Origin of the sequence: Futiania mangrovi, from assembly GCF_024158125.1 — a bacterium.
GTDB classification, from domain to species: domain Bacteria; phylum Pseudomonadota; class Alphaproteobacteria; order Futianiales; family Futianiaceae; genus Futiania; species Futiania mangrovi.
On the sequence record NZ_JAMZFT010000002.1, the window covers coordinates 674,999 to 698,145 of the forward strand.

Here is a 23,147-nt window from a genome sequence, read left to right on the forward strand (position 1 = left end):
CCTCCCCGAGCAGTAACTAACTGAATGGTTACATGCGAGGCACGCAGCGTCAAGACGTCCGGGTACGGGCCGCCAGGGGCGGCGGAGAAGGGAATGTGAAAGGCGGCAGCGGGCGGTCAGCCCTTCATCACCATCGCGCGGACGGATGTGCGCATGTGCGCGTGCCAGCTGTCGCGGGCCGCGGGTGTCCCCAACGGCTCCCCGAAGAAGATGGAGAGCGTGGCGTTGTTCGACAGGAAGAAATAGGCGAGCGCGACGACCGTGATGTGCAGCCGGGTGGCGGTCAGACCGTCGCGGAAGAGTCCCGCCGCACGGCCCCGGTCCAGCAGCGCGTCGAGCTTGGCGGCGAACGGCGCCTCGATCTCGCGCACGCGCTGGGACTGGGACAGGTGCCGTGCCCCGTGCAGGTTCTCGCTGTTCAGCAGCGTGATCGCCTCCGGGTTGGCGGTGTAGTAGCCCCAGATGAAGTCGACGTAGCGCATCAGCGCGTCTTCCGGCGGCGCGTCGAGGTCCAATGCGCCGGCAGCGGTGCACAATTCCTCGTAGATCGCCTCGATGACGGCGCGAAAGAGCCCCTCCTTGTCGCCGAAATAATAGTAGAGCATGCGCTTGTTCGCGCCGGACGCCTCGGCGATCGCATCCACCCGCGCGCCGTCGAGGCCGTGGTCGGCGAAGGCGCGGCGGGCGGCGGCCAGAATGCTGGCGCGCGTCCGGTCGGGATCGCGCGTCGCGCGGGGCGCGGTGGCGGCGGACTGGCTCACGCCCGGTCTCAGTCGGACCGGACGCGGGTGTCGGCGGAAATCGTCAGCATCTCGAGCACCATCACTACCCCGTACAACACAACCCCGATCAGCGTGATCAGCAGCACCGCCATGAACATGGCCGCGGTGTCGAGCGTCACCTGAACCTGCAACATGAGGTAGCCGAGACCTTCCTCGGATGCAATGAACTCGCCCACGACGGCGCCCGCGACGGCCAGAACCGTCGCGACCTTCATGCCCGAGAAGACGTAGGGAAGGGAGCTTGGCAACTGGATCTTGCAGAAGATCTGCCAGCGCGACGCCTTGAGCGAGCGGGCGAGGTCGAGCAGGTCGGGCTCCACCTCCTTCAGGCCGCGCGCGGTCGTCAGCAGGATGGGCAGCACGCAGATCGCGAACACGATCAGCACGTTCGGCGTGAAGCCATAGGAGAACCACACGATGAACAGCGGGCCGAGCGCCACCTTGGGGATCATGTTGAGGCTGACCATCAGCGGCATCACCGCCTGGTCGACGATGCGCGACCAGGACGACAGCAGCGCGACACCGACGCCGAACAGCACGGCGATGCCGTAGCCCACGAAAATCTCCGCCGCGGTGACGGCGGTGTTGTGCACCCAGTCGTAGGCATCCCACAGCGAGCCGACCGTCTCCAGCGGGCTCGGCATGATGTAGCCGGGGATCTCGCCCAGCGTCACCCAGGCCTGCCACGCCAGCACCAGCGCGACATGCGCCGCGACGGCGATCCAGTTGCGCCGGACGAGCGCCACGGCCCGCCCGCCCAGGCTGGCCCCGTCCTCCCGCGCGCGCGGCGCGACAACATCGCTGGACATGTTCGCGGTCTCTCCCGTACTAGTATCGGTGTAAGTAACTATCTGGATACTCCGTCCTCCGTGCTGGCCCGTCAAGCGCCGCCGGAGCCGAACCGAACGAGGGACATCATGGCCGAACCGAGGATCAAGACAACCGTCGTGGGCTCCTACCCGGTGCCGGACTGGCTGGCGGCGCTTCCCTCGGAACAGGCGGTGATCGACGCCACGCGCGTGGTCCTCAACACGCAGGAGAAGGCGGGCATCGACCTCGTTGCCGACGGGGAGCTTTACCGCTTCGACGTGAACCACCCCGAGACGAACGGGATGATCGAGTATTTCGTGCGCCCCATGGGCGGCATCCGCGCCGACCTGACCTTCCGCGAGGTGCAGGCGTTCCGGGCGCAAGAGGGCATGAAGTTCCGCACCAGGCCCGCGGGCCTCGTCACCGGGCCGGTGACGTCGGGCACCCTCGACCTGCCGGCGGCGTGCGCGCGGGCCAAGGCGCTGGCGACGAAGCCGCTCAAGTTCACGCTGACGGGGCCGCACATGCTGGCCAAGACGCTGCAGGACACGCATTACGGCAGTCTGCCGAAACTGGCCATGGCCATCGCCGAGGCGCTGGCCGAGCAGGTCGCCCTGCTCGACGCCGACGTGGTGCAGATCGACGAGGCGAACCTGCCGGGTCATCCGGAGGAATGGGAGTGGGCGGCGGAGGCAGCCAACATCGTGCTGTCCGCCGTCAAGACGACGCCCGCGATCCACCTGTGCTTCGGAAATTATGGCGGGCAGAGCGTGCAGAAGGGCACCTGGGACACGCTGATCGGCTATCTCAACACACTAAAGGTCGACCACATCGTCATGGAAATGGCGCACCGGCCCATCGAGGAGGTGGCGGCGTTCAAGGGCCTCGACCCGAAGATCGGGCTCGGCCTCGGCGTCGTGGACATCAAGCGTACCGAGGTGGAAACTGCCGACACCATCGCCCACAGCATCGAGCGCGCGGCGGGCATCGTCGGCGCGGACCGCATCCGCTACATCCATCCCGATTGCGGGTTCTGGATGCTCAAGCGCTCCATCGCGGACCAGAAGATCGCCGCCCTGGTGAAGGGGCGCGATCTCTACGAGGGACGTGCTGCGCGGGCCGTCGCCTGACCGCTCAATCTGGACGTGTGGCGGGACGGGAGGCGGGCCGGGCCGGGCCCGCCATCAGCCGCACGCCCAGCGGCAGCAGCACCCCCATGGCGATGAGCCGCATCGCATGGTGGATGCCGACATATCCGGCATCGAGGCCCAGCACGGCGGCGAGCAGCGGCATCACGTCCGCGCCGCCGGGCGAGTAGCCGAGCAGGACCTGTCCGAACGGCAGGCCGAGCAGGCCGCTCGCCCCCCACGTCAGCAGGAGCATGACGGCGAGCGTGACGAGCACCCCGAGAACGCACACCGGGAACTTGCGCAGAAGTTCCGTTGCCGACGTGCCGGCAAAGCGTGCGCCGATCAGGCCCCCCACGGTGACGAGCAGCACGGACGAGACGGCGTCGGGGAGCCGGCCGAGCGGAAAGCCCGCCAGGGCGGCGGCCCCGGCCCCTGCCATCCCGCCGAGAAGGGGCGGTGCGGGCAGGCGCAGGGCGCGGGCGACCGCGATCCCGGCAAGCCCGGCTGCGACGGGAACGAGTGCGGCTGCACCCGGGGGCGGCGTCGCGGCGCGCACGGCCTCGGCGCCTTCGGGAACCTCCAGCAGGATCGGCAGGAGCGCGATGAGCAGGGCAAGCCGCAGGCTTTGTGCGACCGCTACGATGCGCACGTCCGCGCCCCGGTCGACGGCGCTAGCGATCACCATCATCAGGTGGCCGGGATAGACCGACAGGAAGGCGGTCGTGCGGTCGAGACGCCCGAAGCGCATGATGACCGCCATGCCGGCACCCAGCGCGAGGACGAGAACCGCGACCTGGGCCGCGAGGCTCGGCACCCAGCGGCCGGCCTCGCCGACCACCTGCGGGCTGAGGCTGCCGCCCACCATGATCCCGATGAGCGAGAGGACGCCGAACTGGAACCAGTGCGGATAGGCGAGCCTGAACCCCGCCAGCGAGGCTGTCAGCGTCGCCGCCATCGCCCCCAGGAGCAACGGCGCGGGCAGGCCGAGGGCGGTGAAGAGCCCCGCGCCCGCGACCGCCAGTGCGACGGTCGCGGTCGTGCCGGCCGGATAGATCGCACTCCGCCGCACCACGCGGCTCAACCGCGCGCCGGGCGGCTGCCGGCGGGGCGAGGGTCAGTCGGCATGCTTCTTGTCGAAATCCCAGACCCGTTCGAAGCCCATCAGGCGGCTGAAGTCCTCGAACTTGTACAGCCGGTCGAGGGCCCCCTCGGTGGTGCCGGTCTCACGGAGCGTCGTGTATACATCCTCGACAGCGCGGCCCATGGCGAGGAACGCCGTGCCCGGGTAGATCGCGATCTTGTAGCCGAGCTTCTCAAGCTCCGCCTTCGGCAGGAGCGGGGTCTTGCCGCCCTCGACCATGTTGGCGAGCAGGGGCTTGTCGATCGTGCGGCAGATCTTTTCCATCTGCTCGACGGTCTCGGGCGCCTCCACGAAGATGATGTCGGCGCCGGCCTCGGCATACATTTCGGCCCGGCGCAGCGCCTCGTCGAGGCCCAGCGTGGTCAGCGCGTCGGTGCGCGCGATGACCAGGAAATCGTCGCTGTCGCGCGCCTCGACCGCGACGCGGACCTTCTTCGCCATATCCTCGGCCGGGATGACGCGGCGGCCGGGGGTATGGCCGCACTTCTTCGGAAACTCCTGGTCCTCGAGCTGGATCGCGGCGATGCCCGCAGCCTCGTAGCCCTTGACCGTGTGATCGACGTTCAGCAGCCCGCCGTAGCCCGTGTCGGCATCGGCGATCAGCGGCGTCGAGGTGCCGCGCGCGATGGAGCCTGCGCGGCCCACCATGTCGGTGTAGGTGGCAAGGCCCGCATCCGGCAGGCCGAGATAGGAGGCTACCGCGCCGTAGCCGGTCATGTAGAGAGCGTCGAAGCCCATCCTGTCCGCGACGCGCGCCGAGATCATCTCGAACACGCCCGGCGCGGCGATCAGTCCGGGCTCCTGCAGACGCTGCCTGAGCGAGCGGCGCTTGTCGGATGCGGTCGCGGCCATGATGCTGTCTCCTCCACTGGTGCAGGGTTCTTTAGTGTCTGGCCAGAGTTGTATACAATAATGGGGCCTTGGAGCAAGGCACAGCTGCTGCGGGGCGGACCCGCGAAGGAGGCATGGGCGATGGGGGCGGAACCGAAGCACGGGCACGCGGCGGCGCGGGCCTATGCGGAGATCAAGGCGGGCATCCTGCGCAACCGCTGGCCGGACGGGGCGCACCTGCGCGAGCAGGAACTGGCGGAGACACTGGGCGTCAGCCGGACGCCCGTGCGCGACGCGCTGCGCCGGCTGGCGTCGGAGGGGCTCGTCGAGATCGAGACCCATGTCGGCTGCCGCGTGCGCGGGTGGAAGCCGGCCGACATCGACGAGATCTTCGGGCTGCGGACGGAACTCGAAGGCTATGCCGCCCGGCGCGCGGCGACGCGGCTCGATCCGCATGCGCTCGGGGAACTCGAGGATCTGTGCAAGCGCATGGAGGATATCCTCCGCACCGACGTGAACGACCCCGCGACGCGGGACCGGATCGCCCCGCTCAACGAACGCTTCCACGCGATCATCCTGGAGGCAGCGCAGAACAGCCGCCTCGCGGGCCTGGTGCGGCAGGTGGTGTCGATCCCCCTCGTGCTGCGCACCTTCGCCCGCTACGAGCCGGCCGAGATCACTCGCAGCATGGCGCAGCACCGCGAGCTTCTCGAGGCGTTCCGGGCGCGCGAGCCGGGATGGGCAGAGGCCGTGATGCGGGCGCACATCCATGCGGGGCACGCGGTGATGAAACGCGCCGTGGCCGCGGCTGCGGATGCCGCGGCGGAGGCCCCCGTAGCCGATTGATTCCGGAATTTCCGTTGCATACAATCGCTTCTGCGCTACACAGGTGAAAACGCGGCAACAGACGTGCAGTCTGACGAGCCGCGGACGAATCAACATTGCCGGCCGGCAGGCTGGCGCCCTAGGGAGAACATCCTATGAAGAAACTCCTCGCCTCCACGGCACTCGCGCTCGGTGCGCTCGTCGCCGTAACCGTCCCGGCGCTCGCCGAGCGGACCCTGCGCCTTTCGGTGCAGGTGGCCGTCAACCACCCGGTCGGCGCCAACACCGTGACGTTCAAGGACGAGCTCGAGAAGATCTCCAACGGCGCCATGAAGGTGGAGATCTACGACGCCGCCCAGCTCTACAAGGGCAGCGAGATCCCGCAGGCCGTCGGCTCCGGCGCGATCGACCTGGGCGTCGTGCTGGTCGACGAGTACGCGGGCACGATCCCGGCGGCGGGCCTGTTCTCCGTCGCCTTCATGTTCCCGACCTACGAGGTGCTGGCCAAGGCCGCCGACCCATCGAGCGCGGTGCGCCAGAAGATCGACGAGATGATCCGCCAGACCGGCACGCGCGTGCTGTGGTGGCAGGACTACGGTCCGGTGCAGCTCCTCTCGAACGGCACCGCGATCGTCAGCCCCGCGGACATGAAGGGCAAGAAGGTCCGCGCGCTCGGCAAGCCGTCCGGCGACTTCATCGAGGCCGTGGGCGGCGTGCCGGTGAAGATCAGCGGCTCGGAGCAGTTCCTCGCCTACCAGCGCGGCACCGTCGACATCGGCATGACCGGCGTCACCGCCATGAAGTCGCGCAAGATCTACGAGGTCATGGACCACGTCACCATCACCAACCATGCCCTGGCGGAGTTCCTTGTCGTGATCAACGACAAGCTCTGGGACTCGCTCAGCGACCAGGAGCGGGAGTGGCTGACGGCGGCCGCGCGCGTGGCCGAGATGGACATGCGCAACAAGACCAAGGACGACCACATGGCGGCCGAGAAGTTCCTGCGCGAGGAGACCAAGACGACGGTCGTCACCCTGACGCCGGAGCAGGTGCAGGCATGGCAGAAGGCGGCCGAACCGGCGGTCGACGCCTACATCAAGGCGGCCGGGCCGGTCGGCCAGGAGCTGGTCGACGCCGTCCGCGCGCTTTATTGATCCCGGCGCGCAGAGGCTGACTTGGCCACTTCGAAACCCCCGCTGCCGGCCACGCATCCCGTGGCCGGCAGCCGCGTTCTGGCGCTCGTCGACGGCGTGGCGTGGGCGTGCGCGCGCCTCGGCGACGTGCTGCTGGTGCTCATCACCATTTTCCTGACCTATGAGGTCGTGGCGCGCTACGTCTTCTTCGCGCCGACCAAGTGGACGCAGGACGTCTCGATCGTGCTGCAGATCTGGTTCGCCTATCTCGGCATGGCGTTCGTGCTGCGCCAGCGCCAGATGATCCGCATCACGGCGCTGCTGACCGTGGCGGGTCCGGCGGTGCGCCGCGCGGCGGAGGCGTTCTCGCTGACCGTGATCGCCGCCTTCTGCCTGGTCGCGGTCATCTATGGCTGGGACATCATGATGGATTCGATCCGGCTCGGCCGGCGCCAGCCGACCATGCTGGAAATGCCCAACTGGATCGGCGAACTGCCGGTCATCGTGGGCTTCGCCCTGCTGTTCGTGCAGGCCGTGGCCGACCTGATCCGCCTGCCGTTCCGTCCGGCGCCGGAGTTTTCGCCCGCGGGCGAGCACGGGCCCGCCGAAGACGACGCCGAAGCCGCATCCGCCGAGGGGCCGCGCAAATGACCCTGCTGATCGTCGTCGCGGCGCTTCTGCTTCTTCTGTTCGTCGGCCTGCCCGTGGCGTTCGCGCTGGCGGGCCTCGGCACGGTCATGCTTGCGCTCAAGGGTCTGCCGCTGGTCATGGTCGCGCAGAACCTGCACGGCGCGATCGACAATTTCGTGCTGCTGTCGGTGCCGCTGTTCCTGTTCATGTCCAACGTCCTGCTGCGCGGCGGCGTCGGGCGCGACCTGTTCGATGCGGTGCAGTCCTGGGTCGGGCACTGGCCGGGCGGTCTCGGCATTGCGGCGCTCCTGTCCTGCGGCATCTTCTCGGCGATCTCGGGAAGCTCGGTCGCGACCGCCGCGACGGTCGGCACCGTCGCCATTCCGGAAATGACGCGGCGCGGCTATTCGACCTCGTTCACGCTGGGGCTTCTTGCGGCGGGCGGCACGCTCGGCATTCTCATTCCACCGTCGATCCCGCTCATCGTCTACGGCGTCATCACGGAAGAGAGCATCGGCAAGCTGTTCCTCGCCGGGGTCGGTCCGGGTCTGCTGCTGATCGCGCTGTTCTCGGTCTATTGCGTCCTCTACGCGAGCTTCACGAAGAACCACATCCCGAGCGAGAAGGCGACCTGGCGGCAACGCCGCGACACGACGCTGCGCGCGCTGCCCACCGGGCTTCTGGCCTTCATCATGCTGGGCGGGATCTATTCCGGCGTCTTCACGCCCACCGAGGCGTCCGCGATCGGGGCAAGCTGCGCCATCCTGCTGACGGCCGTGCTGCTGCGGACGTTGAACTGGCGCGGGTTCATGCTGGCCGTGCGCGATTCGGTCGCCACCACCATCGTGCTGTTCCTGATCGTCATCGGCGCGAAGATCTTCGGCAAGGCGGTCACGCTCTACCAGGTGCCGGCGCAGGTGTCGCAGCTGGTGGACACCCACGTCGCGAGCGCGGACCTGTTCCTCGTCATCGTGGCGGGGATCCTGCTGTTCATCGGCCTGTTCCTGGAAAGCCTGTCGATGCTGCTGATCATGGTGCCGGTGCTGCTGCCGACGGTGCTCGGCCTCGGCATCGACCCGATCTGGTTCGGCATCTTCTTCGTCATCCTGATCGAGGTGGCGCTGATCACGCCGCCGGTCGGCATGAACCTGTTCGTGATCCAGGCGGTGGCGAGAACGCCGCTCGGGACGGTGGTGAAGGGGGTTGCGCCCTTCATCGGGCTGATGATGCTGTCGGTCGTGCTGGTCTGGATGTTCCCGGACATCGTGCTGTACATCCCCTTCAGGATGTAACGGCGCGCGCCGGGGCGCGGGGCCGGGACGGGCACGAACGACGGGAGTGACGGCGCGTGACCGACGAGCAGATCCTGATCCTCGCGATCCTGGGCGTCATCGCCGCGATGTTCCTCTGGGGCCGGTGGCGGCACGACATGGTGGCGCTGGGCGGCCTCATTGCCTGCGTGGCCGCGGGGCTCGTGCCCGGCGAGGAGGCGTTCTCGGGCTTCGGGCACCCGGCGGTTGTCACGGTGGCCGCGATCCTGGTGCTCAGCCGGGGGCTGCAGACCTCGGGCGCGGTCGACATGCTGACGCAGCGGCTCCTGCCGTCCGGCTCCGGGCCTGTCGCGAGCATGGCTGCGATCACGCTCTTCGCCGCGGTGCTCTCGGGTTTCATGAACAATGTGGGGGCGCTCGCCCTTCTGATGCCGGTAGCGCTGCAGGTGGCGGCGAAGCATGGGATGCCGCCCGGGCACATCCTGATGCCGCTTTCCTTCGGCTCCATCCTCGGCGGCATGACGACGCTTATCGGCACGCCGCCGAACCTGATCGTCGCCGGGTTCCGGGCGGAGGCAGGCGGTCAACCCTTCGGCATGTTCGACTTCACGCCGGTGGGCCTGGCGGTCGCCGCGACTGGCCTCGTCTTCATCCTGCTGATCGGCTGGCGGCTCGTCCCGGCGCGGGTGCGGGCCGGGGCCGAGGGCTTCGACACCAGCGCCTATCTGACGGAGGCGCGCGTCCCGCAAGGCGCCAAGGCCGACGGCATGACGCTGCGGGAGGTCGAGCGCAGCCTGGTGGAGGCCGAGGCCCAGGTCATCGGCCTTGTCCGGGCGGAGGTGCGCATACCTGTCCCGAGCCCGCTGCAGCGCGTGCGTGCCGGCGATATCCTGGTCATCGAGGCGGAGCCGAAAGCGCTCGCCGCGGCGCTTTCGAGCCTCGACCTCAAGCTCGAGGAGGCCGTGAAGCCCGAAGGCGACGGCGAGACAGGCACGGAGAACGGGTCGGAGGTGGCGACGTCGGCAGCTGCGCCGGTCGAGGTGCGCGCCGACGCCGATCCGGGCGAGGCCAGGCCGTCGCGCGCGATCGCCAGTGAGGACGTGGTGCTGATGGAGCTGACGGTGCTGCCCGAATCCGCGCTGATCGGCCGGTCGGCGAGCGACCTGCGGCTGCGCACGCGCTTCGGGATCAACCTGCTGGCCGTTTCAAGGCAGGGGCGGCGGTCGATGGCGCGGCTGCGGACCATGGCGCTGCGGGCGGGCGACGTGCTGCTGATGCAGGGCGGGCCGGAGACGCTGATCGAGTTCGCCAACCAGTCGGGCTGCGTGCCGCTGGCCGAGCGGGCGCTGCGCCTGCCGAACCGGACGCTGGCGCTGAAGGCGGGTGGCATCCTGCTCGCCTCCATCGCGGCGGCGGTGAGCGGTCTCGTGCCCGCGGCGGTCGCCTTCGTCGGCGGGGTGCTGGCGTCCATGGCGCTGAGGGTCGTGCCCTCGCGCGGGATCTACAAGACCATCGACTGGCCGGTGATCGTGCTTCTGGGCGCGCTGATCCCGGTGGCGAACGCCATGGCGGACACGGGCGCGGCGGACCTGATCGCGCGGGTCCTGATGACGGAGGTGGCTCAGGGGAGCGCGATCCTCGGCCTCGCGATCATCCTCGTGGTGACGATGACGCTGTCGGACTTCATGAACAATGCAGCGACCGCGGCGGTCATGTGCCCCATTGCCATCGGCACGGCGGCGCAATTGGGCCACAGCGCGGACCCGTTCCTGATGGCGGTGGCGGTGGGCGCGTCGTGCGCCTTCCTGACGCCCATCGGGCACCAGAACAACACGCTGATCCTCGGTCCCGGCGGCTTTCGCTTCGGCGACTACTGGCGCATGGGCCTGCCGCTGGAGGTGATCGTCGTGGCGGTCGGCGTGCCGATGATCCTGCTGGTCTGGCCGCTCTCCGGCTAGGGGCTCAGCCCGCCGCGTGGGCGTTGGTGTGGGCAGCGGCAAGCGCCTCCCGGTAGCCCATCACGCGGGACAGCTCGGCCGCCTCCTGCGTCACGGCGCGGACGAAGAAGGCGGGCTCCCGTTCGGCGCGGGCAAGCGGGGCGGCCACGACGATGGCCGCCTCGACCGCGCCGTCGGCCCCGAACACGGGTGCTGCGAACCCGCCCACGTCCATGTCGTAGTCGCCCATGGTCACGGAGACGCCGGTCGCGCGGATCTCCCGCAGGCGGTCGCGCAGTTGCTCCCGCTCCACGATGGTGCGGTCGGTGCGGGCCGAGAGGCGTTCGTCCTCCAGATAGCGGTCGAGGTCGCGCTCCGGCGCATAGGCCAGGAACAGCCGCCCGCACGCAGTCGGATAGAGGGGCCGCGTCGCGCCCACGGGCACGGAGTAGCGGATCGACTTCGGCGACTCGATGCTGTCGATGTAGGTGAAGTGCTGGCGGCCGGTGGTGAGAACCGCGAGGAGCGTCGTCTCCCCGCAGCGGTCGACGAGGCGTTCGAGGTAGGGCCGCGCGATCCGGCGCAGCGCACGGCCCGCGACGATGGTGGAGGCGAGCGCATAGGCCTCCACCCCGAGGCCGTAGAGGCCCGCGCGCCGTTCCAGCAGGCCGAGATCGGCAAGTCCGCGCAGCACGCTGGACAGCGTGCTCTTCGCCGTGCCGGTGCGTGCCGCGATCTCCGTCAGCGTCAGGCCCTGCGGCTCGTCCGCCAGCGCGCGCAGGATGTCGAAGGTGCGGGCCAGCGCTGCGGGGCCGTCGCGCCGGCCGGTCGTGTCGCTGTGCGTCGGCATCGAACCCGTCTCTCCCTCCGCCATGGCCGCGGGAATCCCCTTGTTTCCGGATAATCCATGACATCAGGTTCGTCAAACCGAATTCAGTTCGGTTATGCGAAATTGCTGCTTGATGGCGTGCGGGACTTGGGCTAGCGAAGGGAAAACGGCGCAACCGGCTCCTTCCTGGGCCGGACAAGCGCTCCTTGGCCTGCAGGAGGGATGGATGACGGCACGCGCACCGCTAGAGGGGATCACGGTTCTCGACCTGTCGACGGTGCTCATGGGGCCGCTCGCAACGCAGATCCTCGCCGACCACGGGGCGCGCGTGATCAAGGTGGAGCCGCCCTCCGGCGACATCGTGCGCTGGCTGGGTCCGTCGCGGTCGAAGGGCATGGGCCCGCTGTTCCTGCATCTCAACCGCGGCAAGGAGGGGGTCGCGCTCGACCTCAAGGATGCCCGCGCGCGCGAGGCGGTGATGCGGCTTGCGGCGGACGCCGACGTGGTCGTGCACAATTTGCGCCCCAAGGTGATGCGCCGCCTCGGCTTCGGGTTCGACGCGGTGAAGGCCGTCAACCCGCGCGTCGTCTATTGCAGTCTCTACGGCTTCGGGCAGGACGGGCCATACGCTGACCGGCCGGCCTATGACGACCTGATCCAGGGGGCCTCTGGCCTGCCGTCGCTGATGCAGGCGGCGGGCACGGGCGAGCCGCGTTATGTCGCGCTGAACATCGCCGACCGGCTGGTGGGGATCTCGGCGGCCTATGCCATCACCATCGGCATCCTCGCGCGCGACCGGACGGGCCAGGCGCAGGAGATCGACGTGCCGATGTTCGAGACGCTCGCCTCCCAGGTGCTGTCGGAGCACATGTACGGCCGCTCGTTCGAGCCGCCGCTCGGCCCCGCAGGCTATCCGCGCCTGTTGACGTCGGAGCGCAGGCCCTTCGCCACCGCCGACGGGCACATCTGCGTCGTCTGCTACACCGACGCGCACTGGAAGCGCTTCCTGACCGAGATCGGCCGCGACGACCTGCTGAGCGACCCGCGCTTCGTCAATGTGGGGGCGCGCCTCAACGCGATTTCCGAGGTTTACGGGTTCCTCGCGGACCGCCTGCGGGCGCAGCCGACGGCGCACTGGCTGGAGGTGTTCGACCGGCTCGACATTCCGGCGACGCCGCTCAACACGGTCGACAGCCTGATCGACGATCCGCAGGCGAGCGCCGTGGGCCTGATCCGCGAGGTCGACCACCCGACGGAAGGGCGCATCCGCACACACCGCAATCCCGTGCTGTGGGGCGGGCAGCCGACGCCGCTCGGCCTGACGCCGCTGCTCGGCCAGCACACGGTCGAGGTGCTGACCGCGGCAGGCGTGAGCGCGCAGGACATCGCCGCCATGCAGGCCGACGGCGTGGCCGTGGACGGCCGCCCGGCGACCGCGAAGACCGATCCGACAGCCGCCTGACCGGCGGCAGACGTTCCAGCCAAGGACAGACGAGACCATGAGCAGCCAGACCATCGACCACGCCGAACTGCGCGACGCCATCCTGAAGATCTGCGCCGACTTCGGCGACAAGTACTGGATGAGCCACGACGAGAGCGGAGACTTTCCGGAGGAGTTCCACCAGGCCATCGCGGCGGGCGGCTGGCTGGGCATCGCCATGCCGGAGGAATACGGCGGCTCCAACCTCGGCATCACCGAGGCCGCGATCATGATGCAGGCCATCGCGGAATCAGGCGCGGCGATGAGCGGGGCGTCCGCCATCCACATGAACATCTTCGGCCTGACGCCGGTCGTGCGCTACGGGACGGAGGAGCAGCGCCAGCGCTTCCTGCCGCCGCTGATCGCGGGCAAGGAGAAGGCCTGCTTCGCGGTGACGGAGCCGAACGCCGGCCTCAACACGACGAGCCTGACCACGCGCGCCGTGCGCGACGGCGACCACTACGTGCTGACCGGACAGAAGATGTGGATCTCCACCGCCCAGGTCGCCGACAAGATGCTGATCCTCGCCCGCACCACGCCGCGCGAGCAGGTGAGCAAGCCGACCGAGGGCATCTCGCTGTTCTACACCGACCTCGACCGCAGCAAGATCGAGGTGCGCGAGATCCACAAGATGGGCCGCGCCGCGGTCGACTCCAACGCGCTGTTCATCGACGGGCTGCGCGTGCCGAAGGAGGACCTGATCGGCGAGGAGGGCAAGGGCTTCTACTACATCCTGCACGGCATGAACCCGGAGCGGATCCTGCTCGGCGCGGAATCGGTGGGCGTCGGCTTCGCGGCGGTGAAGCGGGCGAGCCAGTACGCCCGCGAGCGCGAGGTGTTCGGCCGCCCCATCGGCATGAACCAGGGCATCCAGCACCCGCTCGCCCGCTGCTGGATGGAGCTGGAGGCCGCGCGGCTTCTGGTCATGGAGGCGGCGCGCCGCTTCGACGCCGACCTCGACTGCGGGGCGCAGGCGAACGCGGCCAAGTTCCTCGGCGCGGAAGCGGGCTTCAAGGCGTGCGAGACGGCGATCCTGACGCACGGCGGCATGGGCTACTCCAAGGAATACCAGATCGAGCGGTGGTTCCGCGAGGTGATGATCCCGCGCATCGCGCCGGTCAGCCGGGAACTTGTCCATTGCTACATCGCCGAGCGGGTGCTCGGCCTGCCGAAGTCCTATTGAGGAGGGCGCGTCCTTGGCCACGCTTACGGACATCTCCGCGGTCGACCTGCGCGGCCTCGTGAAGCCCGGCGACCGGGTGATCGTGGGACAGGGGGCGGCAGAGGCGCGCACGCTCACCCGCGCACTGGTTGCCCAGCGCCATCATGTCGGGCGGTTCGAGGTGTTCCTCGGCGTCGTCTTTTCAGACAGTTTTCCGCCGGACGGCACGGACGGGATCGACTTCACCGGCTATGGCGCGTTCGCAAAGTCGGTCGCGTTGTCGCGCGCCGGACGGCTCGACCCCTTGCCCATGCCCTACAGCCGGCTGTACGACGCCTTCGCCGATGGGCGTCTCCGGCCCGACGTTGTGCTGCTGCAGGTGGCGCCGGGGCGCGACGGGCGGCGCGAAAGCCTGTCGCTCGCCCACGACTACACGGTCGCGGCGGCGCGCAACGCGCGCACGGTGATCCTGGAGGTCAACGAGGACGCGCCCTGGACGCACGGCGCGGAACTGCCGGAGGACCTGCGCGTCGACCTCAGGGTGCGGGCGGAGATGCCGCCCCTCGACTTCGGCGGCAGCACGGTCGACGAGACCTCGGCGAAGATCGGCGCCTTCGTGGCGGACCTGGTGCCGGAAGGCGCGACGGTGCAGATCGGCATCGGCGCCATTCCGGACGCGGTGCTGGCCAGTCTCAAGGGGCATCGCGACCTCGGCATCCATTCGGGTGTGATGAACGACAAGATCCTCGACCTGATCGAGGCGGGCGTCGTGACGAACGCGCAGAAGGGCCGTGACGCGGGCGTCACGGTCGCGAACGTGCTGTTCGGGACGAAGCGGCTGCGCGATTTCGCTCATGACAACCGGGCCTTGTGGGTCGCGCCGCCGCCGGTGACGCACGATGCGGGCGTGCTTGCGTCGCTCAACCGGCTGGTGGCGATCAATTCCGCCATCGAGGTGGACCTGACAGGCCAGGTCAATTCCGAGATCGCGGGCGGCAAATATGTGGGCGCGATCGGCGGCCAGCCCGATTTCGTGCGTGGCGGCCTCGCCTCGGCAGGCGGACGGTCGGTCATCGCGCTGCCCGCGACGGCGAAGGGCGGCACCATTTCGCGCATCGTGTCGCAGGTGGCGAACGTCTCCACCCCGCGCTGCGACGCCGACGCCATCGTCACGGAGTACGGCATTGCCGAGCTTGACGGCTGCACGCTTCGCGAGCGGGCGCGCCGCATGATCGAGATCGCCGCGCCGGAATTCCGCGAGGACCTGGCGCGCGCCGCGCACGCGGCTTTCGGGGGGTAGGGCCGGCGTAGGGCCAGGGGCGGGGGTCAGCCCTTCTTCGCCTTGTCCTTCTCCGCGAAGAACGCGCCCAGCATGTCCGCGGGCTCGCTCGTTTTCCAGGAGCCGGCGAAGCTGTCGATGCCGGCGGCCACCGCCTCGCGCAGGGGCAGGTCCTCCCACTGGCGGATCAGCGCCTTCTGCGCGCGGATCGCCTGCGGACCGGCGGCGCCGATCATGTCGAGCCACTGATCGACAGCGGCGTCCAGATCGGCGGCGGGCACCACTTTCTCGACGAGGCCCCAGTCGAGGGCTTCCGCCGCGTCGAGGTTCTCCGCGAGGATCAGCAGGCGCCGCGTGCGGCCCCAGCCGATGAGGCCCGGCAGCAGCGCGGCCTCCACAACGGACGGGATGCCGACGCGCACCTCCGGCATGCCGAAGACGGCATTGTCGGAGGCGATGCGCATGTCGCAGGCGGCCACAAGCTCCAGCCCCGCGCCCAGCGCGTAGCCGTTCACCCGCCCGATGACGGGCACGGGCAGGTCGCGCAGGCTGGCGCAGGTCCTGTGCACGCGGGTGATGAAGGCGCGCGCGCCCGCTTCGTCCCGGATGCCCGCCATCTCGCGGATGTCCGCGCCGCCGACGAAGGCCTTGGGCCCGCGCCCCGTGACCACGAGCGCGCGCAGGTCGGCGTCGTCCTTGAGCCCCTCGACCGCGGCGACGAACGCCTCCATCACGGGCGTGGAGAAGGTGTTGAGCTTGCGCTCGTTCTCCACGGTCAGGAAGGCGACCTTGCCATGGGCGCGGTCCTCGGTACGCAGCGAGACGGTGGCGGTGTCGGTCATGGCGGTCGGTCGCTCCCTCGTGTCGTTCCAAGGAGGAAGCACGAGGCACGGGCGTCCGGCAAGGGGGCGCGGGCGCATGGCCGGCCCCCGGCGAAGAGCCTCTACTTCACGGTGATGACCGTGCACTCCACGAGGCTCGAAACCTTGTGCGAGACCGAGCCCAGCAGGAAGCCCGAGACGTCGCCCAGGCCCCGGTTCCCCATGACGATGACGTCGGCGGCCTTCTCCTTGGCGGTCTGGACGATGGTCCGCGCGGGCTGGCCGCGCCGGACGAGGCCCGTGACCTTTCCGATACCCTTCGCCTTGGCGTGGGAGACGGCCTGGCCCACGATCTCCTTCGCCACGTCGCGCAGCGCGTTGTCCGGCGGCTCGACGGGCACGCGCGCCCGCACCAGCGAGTGCGAGCTTTCGTACTGCGAATGATGCCGGTAGACGTTCAGGACGAAGAGCTCGGCACCGTATTTCTCGGCGAGGTCGACGGCGAGGTCGAGTGCCTTGAAGGAATGGGTCGACCCGTCGACGGGCACGAGGATCCTTTCGAACATCGTCGTCTCCTTGGCCGCGGGCGCGGCTCAGCGGAACGCGAGGTCGCGCAGGAACAGCGCGATCTGCGGGAACATGATGAGCAGCGCGGAGGCGAGCAGCAGCATGAAGATGAAGGGAGGCGTGCCCCGGATCACGTCGAAATAGGGCCGCTTGAAGATCGCGATGGCGGTGAAGATGTCGCAGCCGAAGGGCGGTGTGGCCGAGCCCACGGCGACCTGCAGCACGATGATCGTGCCCACCAGCACGGGGTCGAGGCCCGCGGCCTTCACAAGCGGCGCGAAGATCGGCACGAGCACGAGGATGACCACGATCGGGTCGACGAACATGCAGCCGATGAAGAAGGCGATGGAGATGGCGATGAGGACCATGGTGGGGCCGCTCTCCTCCAGGCCCAGCCCGCCGATGATCGCCTGCGGGATCTGCGCGAAGGAGATGGTCCAGGAGAAGGCCGCGCCCGCAGCCACAAGGATGAAAACGACGGCCGTGATGAGGCCGGTGGAGAGCGCGATCTCCGGGATCTCGCGCAGCTTGAGGGAGCGGAACACGACGACCTCGAGGATCAGCGCATAGAGCACCGAGACCGAGGCTGCCTCTGTCGGGCTGAAGATGCCGCCATAGATGCCGCCGACGATGATGACGGGAAAGCCGAGCGGCCAGATCGCGCCCTTGATCGCGTCGAAGCGTTCGCCCCAGGTCGCCTTCTCGGTCGTCGGGATCTTGTTGACGACCGCATAAGCGACCGAATAGGCGGAGAACATGGCAAGGATCAGCAGGCCAGGCCCGATGCCCGCGATGAAAAGCTCGGCGATCGAGGTGCCGGAAATGACGCCGTAGATGATCATGCCGATGCTGGGCGGGATCAGGAAGGCGATGTCGCTGGCGTTGATCGTCAGCGCAATAACGAAATCGTCCTTGTAGCCCGCTTTCAGCATCTTCGGCCGCAAGGGGCCGCCGATCGCGACCACGGTCGCCTGGGTCGAGCCCGACACCGCGCCGAACAGCGTGCAGGTCGCCGCCGTCGTCACCGCGAGGCCGCCCTTCACATGGCCCACGAAGCGCATCACCAGGTCGAGCAGGCGGTCGGCGGAATGTCCCTTGGTGATGATGTCGGCGGCGAAGATGAACATGGGCACGGCGATCAGCGCGGCGGGCTTCACCCCCTCGATCATCTGCTGGACCATGATGTCCGGCTTGATGCCCGCGAAGAACACGAAGAAGCCGAGCATGGTCGCGCCGATCAGCGGGATCAGCATGGGAAATCCCAGCAGCAGCAGCACGATCATCAGGGAGACCATGGCGGTGGTCATGGGCTGGGCCCTCCGGTCCCGGTCATCTCAAAGCGCGGTTTCCTCGACCTCGTCGTAGGCGTCGATCTGCTCGTAGGAGATGAAGACGTCCGGCGACTGGAGGTTGCGCACCACGGTCAGCACGTACTGGATGCCCGTGATGACGAAGCCCACGGGAACCCACAGATAGGTGAGGTAGAGCGGGATCTGCAGCGACGGCGTGACCGTGCCCCGGCGCGCCAGCCCGTCGACATAGGACCAGGAATACCAGGCGAGCACGAACATCACCGCCGCCGTGCCGCCCGCGATCAGCAGCATCAGGGCCTTGCGTCCGGTGTCGCCGAACTGGTCGTAGACCGCCGACATGCGGATGTGGCGGCCCTTGCGCGCCGCGTAGCCGAGCCCGACGAACGTCACCAGGACGATCAGGAACTGGTTGATCTCCTCGGTGAAATAGAGGCTGCGCCCGAAGACGAAGCGGCCGACGACGTTGCCGACGGAATTGGCCGCCATCAGCAGCACGCCATAGGCGAGGATGATCGCCTCCACACGGGCGATAACGCGGTCTGCGGCCGACAGGGGCGCCAGCCAGCCGCGCGGACGTCCGCCGTGGCCTTGCCCGGGTTCGTGTTCTGTCCCGTCACCGCCGTCCGTCGCGGCGGCCGGCCGCTCGTCGCTCAAAGGCCTCACTCCCTCTCGCTTGCGGCGTTCGCGTCTCGCGGACCGCGCCGTCATGGGGCGGTCCGTCAGGTGCCCCTATGCTTTGGGCCAAGACAATTCATGTCAAGAGAGCGATTGTCATGGTACAAAGCCGGCGGCCGGATCCAGCCCCAGGCCGTCAGATGTCGTGGGCCCGCGGTTCCGGTTCGCGGTGCAGCATCCCGGCAAGGATGCCGAGCGCCCGCTCGAACAGGGCGAGGCCTTCGGGGGCACCCTTGCTCAGGCGCACCGCGTGCGGCGCATGCTCCCGGCCGACTACGAACACCTCGGTCGGCGGAAGGGCGATGCCGTTGAGGCGGGCTTCGGCCACGAAGCTGTCGGCGCGCCAGGGCTCCGGCAGGGTCAACCAGGCATGGGGAGCATGCGGGGCGGTGGCGAGGCCGAAGCCGTCCAGAACGCGCGCCAGGACCTTGTGCCGGTCTTCGAGCAGTGCGCGCTGCCGGCGCAGCAGGCGGTCGGCCGTCCCGTCGGAGACCCAGCGCGCCGCGATCTCGCCCAGCAAGGGTGCCGCCATCCAGGAGGTGGCCCTGGCGTGCGTGGCGAGCCGCGCCATGGCCTCGGCAGGGGCAGCCACGTAACCGATGCGCAGGCCCGGGGCGAGCGTCTTGGTGAAGCTGGTGACGAAGTAGGACACCTCCGGCGCCAGCGCCGCCATTGGAGCCGGCGCGTGGGCGGCAAGATGGCCGTAGACGTCATCCTCGACAATTGCCACGCCGTGCCGGCGCGCAACGGCGGCGATCGCCTGCCGACGTTCCGTTCCCATCATGGCCGCCGTCGGATTCGTGAAGCAGGGCGTCACGGACAGCGCCCGCACATCGCCGGCGGCGCACGCCGCCTCGAAGGCGTCGGGGAGCAGACCCTCGGCATCGGTTTCCAGCCCCTGCAGGCGAAAATGCAGGATGCCGGACAGCGCGATCAGGCCATTGTCGGTCAGCCGCTCCGTCACGACGAGGTCGCCGGGCCGCGTGAGGGCCGCCAGCACCACGAGCAGCCCATGCGCGGCGCCATTGGTGACGAGGATCTGCTCCGGCGGCAGGCGAAGGCCGCGCCGGCCGATCCAGTCGGCGCCGGCTGCACGGTGCGCGTCCATTCCGGCTACCGGGCGGCAGGAGGAGACGGTGTGTTCCGGCAGGTCGGCGCCGAGCGCGGTGAGCGTTGCCCGGAAGGCGTCGAGATGCTCCCGCGTCGTCACGGGACGGTTGATGGCGATGTCGATCAGCCCCGCATCCCGGCGGCGGGCAAAGAAGGACCCCGCCGACGCGCCGCCCCCCAGCACGAAGGTGCCGCGCCCGGTTTCGCCGCTGACCAGACCGCGCCGTTCGGCCTCGGCATAGGCGGCGGAGACGGTGTGAACGCTGACCCCCAGCGCATGGGCCAGCCCCCGGTGCGTGGGCAGGCGGGCGCCGGGGGCCAGCGTCCCCGCCTCGACCGCCTGCTCCAGCGCGCCGACGATCGCCAGGTAGCGCGGTCCCGGAATCCCGGTCAGGTCGGGGCACCAGCTCGCGCCCGCCGCAGCGGGCTCTTCCGGACCATTACAATTTAACCCTTGAACCATGACAATTCACCACATACCATGACTATCTATGATCACGAAGGCCCATTGTGGCGTTTTAGCACCGCGGCGGCATCCCGCCACGCGGAATGCGCCTGCTTCGTGACGTTTCCGAAGAGACAGGAGGACGATCGGATGATCCTCAAGACAGGACTGGGCGGCGGCGTGGCCGCTGCGATCCTCGCCGCCGGGCTGATGACGGCGGCGCACGCGGCGGAGTGGAAGTTCGCCATCGAAGAGATCGAGGGCAGCGTACAGGACCGCTATGCCCAGGAATTCAAGCGGCTGATCGAGGAGAAGTCGGGCGGCGACATCACCGTCACGATCTATCCCTATGGGTCGCTCGGCACGTCCGCGGCGCTGACCGAACTGGTGACGCAAGGCGCCATCCAGTTCGCCAATTCCTCGCCCGGCCACCTCGGCACGCTCGTGTCGGAGGTGCAGGTCTTCTCGATCCCCTATCTGCTGTCGCAGAACGACGAGGTGAACAAGAAGGTCCTGAGCGAGAGCGACGTGATCTACGAGACGCTGCAGTCGAGCTTCCATGAGAAGAACCTGCATCTGCTCACCATGTATCCGGAAGGCGACATGGTCTGGACGGCGAACAAGGAGATCCGCTCGCCGCAGGACTTCGACAACTTCAAGATGCGCACCATGGTGTCGCCGATGCTGGTCGAGGCCTATTCCGCGTTCGGCGCAAGCCCGACGCCGATGCCCTATGGCGAGGTCTATGGCGGGCTTCAGCTGAAGCAGATCGACGGCCAGGTGAACCCGGTGTTCGCGATCCAGGAGATGAAGTTCTACGAGGTTCAGGACTACATGATCTTCGCCGGCCAGCAGGAGTTCACGACCACCGTCGTGACCAACAACGACTGGTTCCAGAACGAGCTGTCGGCCGATGAGCGCAAGATGGTCAATGAAACCATCGGCGAGCTTGCCGACTACATCTTCGACGTGAAGCGGGAGTTCGCGACCGAGCGCCTGGAGATGATCAAGGAAGCCAAGCCCGACATCACGATCATCGAACTGACCGAGGAGGAGCGCGCCGTGTTCCGCGAGGCGGCTCAGCGCGTCCGCGACAAATATGTCGAGATGACCGGCGAAAGCGGCAAGATGGTCCTCGAGGGCCTGCAGGCCGACATCAAGGAAGCCGAGGAGGAGATGGGCGCCTCCTGACGCCCCCTCCCGAAAGAGATGCGCCCGGACGGCGGTCCGCCCGGGCGCACCCCGAGACAAGGCCGGTCCCGCCCAACCGGGGCCGGCCTTTCTTCTGGCCCGCCTCAGCGCTCGTCGTTGATGAAGCGATAGACGGGCGCGCCGACGATGCCGGCCGCGACCGGCGCCACCACGAACAGCCAGAGTTGCGCCAGCGACCAGGTCTGGCCGTCCAGCACCGCGATGCCGAAGGACCGCGCCGGCTTGACCGACGTGTTGGAGACCGGGATCGCCACCAGGTGGATGAGCGTCAGGCAGAGGCCGATGGCCAGCGGCGCAAAGCCCGCCGCGAACAGCGCCGCGCCCAGCGACGCGAACACCAGCCAGAAGGTGCCCACGACCTCTGCGATGAAAATCCGCATATCCCCCAACTCCTGCAAGCGCAAAGTAACGTTGTTCCCCGGAGATATTTCCTAAGCCGGGGATATGCTTAACGAAACGTCAATGTAAGGATAGGCGGGGGAAGTACGGCGCGGGTGGATTCCTGCGTCTAGTCGTTCGCGCCGGGTTGAGGCGCGCCACTGGCGCTGGGCGGCTGGTTGGCGAGGAGCTGACGCACCATTGCGCTCAATTCCTCGATGTTCCGGGTGTTCTGCGCGATGTTCCGGGCATTCTGCGTCGCGAGTTCCCGTGCCTCAGTGGCCTGTTGGACGGATACCGAAGCAACCTGAACGCCGCCGGAGAAGCGGTCGCCGCCCCATGTAAGAATACCTATGAGGAGTGCGCCCACGGCCAAGACTCCGGAACTGACTCCGGAAATCGTGGTCGTAATGAGCGTACGAGTCGTCGGCAGATGAGATGTCGCAACCGCCTGCGCATCCAACCTCGTCCTGACGTCCGAGATCTCGCTGCGAACGGTCGCGATCTCGCTGTCCACCTTCGACTTCACGACTTCGAACTGCGCGTCCATCCTGGACGCCAGGGCATCCATCCTCGTGCCGACCCCATTCACCGCGCCCTCGACGCGGGACGCGAGGACATCGATGCGCGCGGACAGGCCCGAGAAATGCGCATTGTTCTCCGCACTTACGGCGCGCAGGTGGGCTTCCATCTCGTCACGGGTCGGATGCTCGGAACTCGACATGTCATCCCTGTCTGTCGGCGTGTCTTCCGGGGGCCTTGATACCAATATATCGTATCCCCAATCGACGTTCGCAGGAGTTTCTGCGGAGGCAGTGGTGTCTGCCTCTTTCCTCTGGCGTTCTTGCCTTCCAGTTGCGCCAGTTTTCACCTCATCTGACGATGGATTTTCCGATATTTGGTGCGCATTGCTCCCGAATTGAAATCCTTCAGCGGTATTGTTTTGTGAGGGAAAGTCCACGATCACAGCAGCGGCCATGGCCCGATCACGTGTCTGTGTGGGGGGGCTTGGGCCCACTCAGTTCAAACTCGGCGCTCAGCTTTTCGACGAGCCTCTCTGCGAACGCCTTGTTGATAATAAAGGCAGACTTTATCCGCACCTCGTCGAACTGCTTCGTTCCTCCGTCCGTGTCGCTGAACCCAATCTTGGCAGCCGCGCCGATTGCCAGGACGATATGCCCTTCAAAGGGGGCCGGCAGAATTTCGAAACGTGACGCGTAGGTTGCTTCCAGACTGGCATCGAAAGCCGCCTTCAATGCCTTCAAGTCAAGTTGCTTTTTGGACACTGCGGCAGGGTCTTCGGGATCGGACATGCTACCTCACGCCACTGGACATTGCTTGGCATAGCTAAGTATGACCTGCCGGTACTGTCAAATCGGTAACTTC

Annotated in this window: 23 protein-coding genes; 10 read left to right on the forward strand and 13 right to left on the reverse strand. The window is 68.1% G+C overall.

The window, feature by feature from the left end:
- Positions 1–116 precede the first annotated feature (116 nt).
- Both NJQ99_RS10105 and NJQ99_RS10110 read right to left on the reverse strand, forming a co-directional pair.
- Positions 117–761 carry a TetR/AcrR family transcriptional regulator gene (locus NJQ99_RS10105; RefSeq protein WP_269332704.1) on the reverse strand — a complete coding sequence of 215 codons (645 nt, stop codon included), beginning with the start codon at positions 759–761 and terminating at the stop codon, positions 117–119.
- Positions 762–769: 8 nt separating this feature from the next.
- Positions 770–1,591, reverse strand: a complete 822-nt coding sequence (locus NJQ99_RS10110) for an ABC transporter permease (RefSeq protein ID WP_269332705.1) — start codon at positions 1,589–1,591, stop codon at positions 770–772.
- Positions 1,592–1,699: 108 nt separating this feature from the next.
- Here NJQ99_RS10110 and NJQ99_RS10115 point away from each other — a divergent pair, with 108 nt between their 5' ends.
- Positions 1,700–2,722 carry a cobalamin-independent methionine synthase II family protein gene (locus NJQ99_RS10115; RefSeq protein WP_269332706.1) on the forward strand — a complete coding sequence of 341 codons (1,023 nt, stop codon included), beginning with the start codon at positions 1,700–1,702 and terminating at the stop codon, positions 2,720–2,722.
- 4 nt (positions 2,723–2,726) lie between these two features.
- Here the strand turns inward: NJQ99_RS10115 and NJQ99_RS10120 are convergent, their stop codons facing one another.
- Together NJQ99_RS10120 and NJQ99_RS10125 are read right to left on the reverse strand one after the other, a co-directional pair.
- The gene (locus NJQ99_RS10120) at positions 2,727–3,794 is read right to left on the reverse strand and encodes an AbrB family transcriptional regulator (RefSeq protein WP_269332707.1); all 1,068 of its coding nucleotides are present in this window, start codon (positions 3,792–3,794) and stop codon (positions 2,727–2,729) included.
- 42 nt (positions 3,795–3,836) lie between these two features.
- Complete coding sequence (locus NJQ99_RS10125) at positions 3,837–4,715, reverse strand: isocitrate lyase/PEP mutase family protein (protein ID WP_269332708.1); 879 nt, start codon at positions 4,713–4,715, stop codon at positions 3,837–3,839.
- Between the two features lie 120 nt (positions 4,716–4,835).
- On the opposite strand from NJQ99_RS10125, the gene NJQ99_RS10130 reads away from it, so the two are divergent.
- From NJQ99_RS10130 to NJQ99_RS10150, 5 genes are all read left to right on the forward strand, one after another.
- A complete protein-coding gene (locus NJQ99_RS10130) occupies positions 4,836–5,540 on the forward strand; it encodes a GntR family transcriptional regulator (protein ID WP_269332709.1) in 705 nt (234 codons plus the stop codon).
- A 134-nt stretch (positions 5,541–5,674) separates the two neighbouring features.
- The gene (locus NJQ99_RS10135) at positions 5,675–6,673 is read left to right on the forward strand and encodes a TRAP transporter substrate-binding protein (protein WP_269332710.1); all 999 of its coding nucleotides are present in this window, start codon (positions 5,675–5,677) and stop codon (positions 6,671–6,673) included.
- A 21-nt stretch (positions 6,674–6,694) separates the two neighbouring features.
- Positions 6,695–7,303: a TRAP transporter small permease gene (locus tag NJQ99_RS10140; RefSeq protein WP_269332711.1), complete on the forward strand. Its 609-nt coding sequence runs from the start codon at positions 6,695–6,697 to the stop codon at positions 7,301–7,303.
- A complete protein-coding gene (locus tag NJQ99_RS10145) occupies positions 7,300–8,574 on the forward strand; it encodes a TRAP transporter large permease (RefSeq protein ID WP_269332712.1) in 1,275 nt (424 codons plus the stop codon). The genes NJQ99_RS10140 and NJQ99_RS10145 overlap by 4 nt, the downstream gene beginning before the upstream one ends.
- Before the next feature lie 56 nt (positions 8,575–8,630).
- The gene (locus NJQ99_RS10150; RefSeq protein WP_269332713.1) at positions 8,631–10,511 is read left to right on the forward strand and encodes an SLC13 family permease; all 1,881 of its coding nucleotides are present in this window, start codon (positions 8,631–8,633) and stop codon (positions 10,509–10,511) included.
- A gap of 4 nt (positions 10,512–10,515) precedes the next feature.
- Here NJQ99_RS10150 and NJQ99_RS10155 read toward each other — a convergent pair whose 3' ends face one another.
- A complete protein-coding gene (locus NJQ99_RS10155) occupies positions 10,516–11,340 on the reverse strand; it encodes an IclR family transcriptional regulator (RefSeq protein WP_269332714.1) in 825 nt (274 codons plus the stop codon).
- A gap of 205 nt (positions 11,341–11,545) precedes the next feature.
- Here NJQ99_RS10155 and NJQ99_RS10160 point away from each other — a divergent pair, with 205 nt between their 5' ends.
- Genes NJQ99_RS10160 through NJQ99_RS10170 form a run of 3 tightly spaced genes read left to right on the forward strand, consistent with a single transcriptional unit; the run spans position 11,546 to position 15,261 of the window.
- On the forward strand, positions 11,546–12,781 hold the full coding sequence (locus tag NJQ99_RS10160) for a CaiB/BaiF CoA transferase family protein (protein WP_269332715.1): 1,236 nt from the start codon (positions 11,546–11,548) through the stop codon (positions 12,779–12,781).
- 37 nt (positions 12,782–12,818) lie between these two features.
- Positions 12,819–13,982 (forward strand): acyl-CoA dehydrogenase family protein, encoded by a 1,164-nt coding sequence (locus NJQ99_RS10165; protein WP_269332716.1) that lies wholly within the window; start codon positions 12,819–12,821, stop codon positions 13,980–13,982.
- Between the two features lie 13 nt (positions 13,983–13,995).
- Entirely contained in the window at positions 13,996–15,261 is a 1,266-nt protein-coding gene (locus tag NJQ99_RS10170; RefSeq protein WP_269332717.1) for an acetyl-CoA hydrolase/transferase family protein, read from the forward strand.
- A gap of 26 nt (positions 15,262–15,287) precedes the next feature.
- On the opposite strand, the gene NJQ99_RS10175 is transcribed toward NJQ99_RS10170, so the two are convergent.
- From NJQ99_RS10175 to ehuR, 5 genes are all read right to left on the reverse strand, one after another.
- Positions 15,288–16,082 carry an enoyl-CoA hydratase gene (locus NJQ99_RS10175; protein WP_269332718.1) on the reverse strand — a complete coding sequence of 265 codons (795 nt, stop codon included), beginning with the start codon at positions 16,080–16,082 and terminating at the stop codon, positions 15,288–15,290.
- A gap of 101 nt (positions 16,083–16,183) precedes the next feature.
- The gene (locus tag NJQ99_RS10180; protein ID WP_269332719.1) at positions 16,184–16,627 is read right to left on the reverse strand and encodes a universal stress protein; all 444 of its coding nucleotides are present in this window, start codon (positions 16,625–16,627) and stop codon (positions 16,184–16,186) included.
- Between the two features lie 27 nt (positions 16,628–16,654).
- On the reverse strand, positions 16,655–17,935 hold the full coding sequence (locus tag NJQ99_RS10185; protein WP_269332720.1) for a TRAP transporter large permease: 1,281 nt from the start codon (positions 17,933–17,935) through the stop codon (positions 16,655–16,657).
- Between the two features lie 27 nt (positions 17,936–17,962).
- Positions 17,963–18,604: a TRAP transporter small permease gene (locus NJQ99_RS10190; protein ID WP_407933361.1), complete on the reverse strand. Its 642-nt coding sequence runs from the start codon at positions 18,602–18,604 to the stop codon at positions 17,963–17,965.
- A gap of 148 nt (positions 18,605–18,752) precedes the next feature.
- Positions 18,753–20,189: a MocR-like ectoine utilization transcription factor EhuR gene (gene ehuR, locus NJQ99_RS10195; RefSeq protein WP_269332722.1), complete on the reverse strand. Its 1,437-nt coding sequence runs from the start codon at positions 20,187–20,189 to the stop codon at positions 18,753–18,755.
- 132 nt (positions 20,190–20,321) lie between these two features.
- Between ehuR and NJQ99_RS10200 the strand changes: the two genes are divergently transcribed.
- Complete coding sequence (locus NJQ99_RS10200) at positions 20,322–21,362, forward strand: TRAP transporter substrate-binding protein (RefSeq protein ID WP_269332723.1); 1,041 nt, start codon at positions 20,322–20,324, stop codon at positions 21,360–21,362.
- A gap of 104 nt (positions 21,363–21,466) precedes the next feature.
- On the opposite strand, the gene NJQ99_RS10205 is transcribed toward NJQ99_RS10200, so the two are convergent.
- From NJQ99_RS10205 to NJQ99_RS10215, 3 genes are all read right to left on the reverse strand, one after another.
- Entirely contained in the window at positions 21,467–21,763 is a 297-nt protein-coding gene (locus NJQ99_RS10205) for an aquaporin (RefSeq protein ID WP_269332724.1), read from the reverse strand.
- A 128-nt stretch (positions 21,764–21,891) separates the two neighbouring features.
- On the reverse strand, positions 21,892–22,485 hold the full coding sequence (locus NJQ99_RS10210) for a hypothetical protein (RefSeq protein ID WP_269332725.1): 594 nt from the start codon (positions 22,483–22,485) through the stop codon (positions 21,892–21,894).
- A gap of 262 nt (positions 22,486–22,747) precedes the next feature.
- Entirely contained in the window at positions 22,748–23,074 is a 327-nt protein-coding gene (locus tag NJQ99_RS10215) for a hypothetical protein (protein WP_269332726.1), read from the reverse strand.
- Positions 23,075–23,147: the final 73 nt, after the last annotated feature.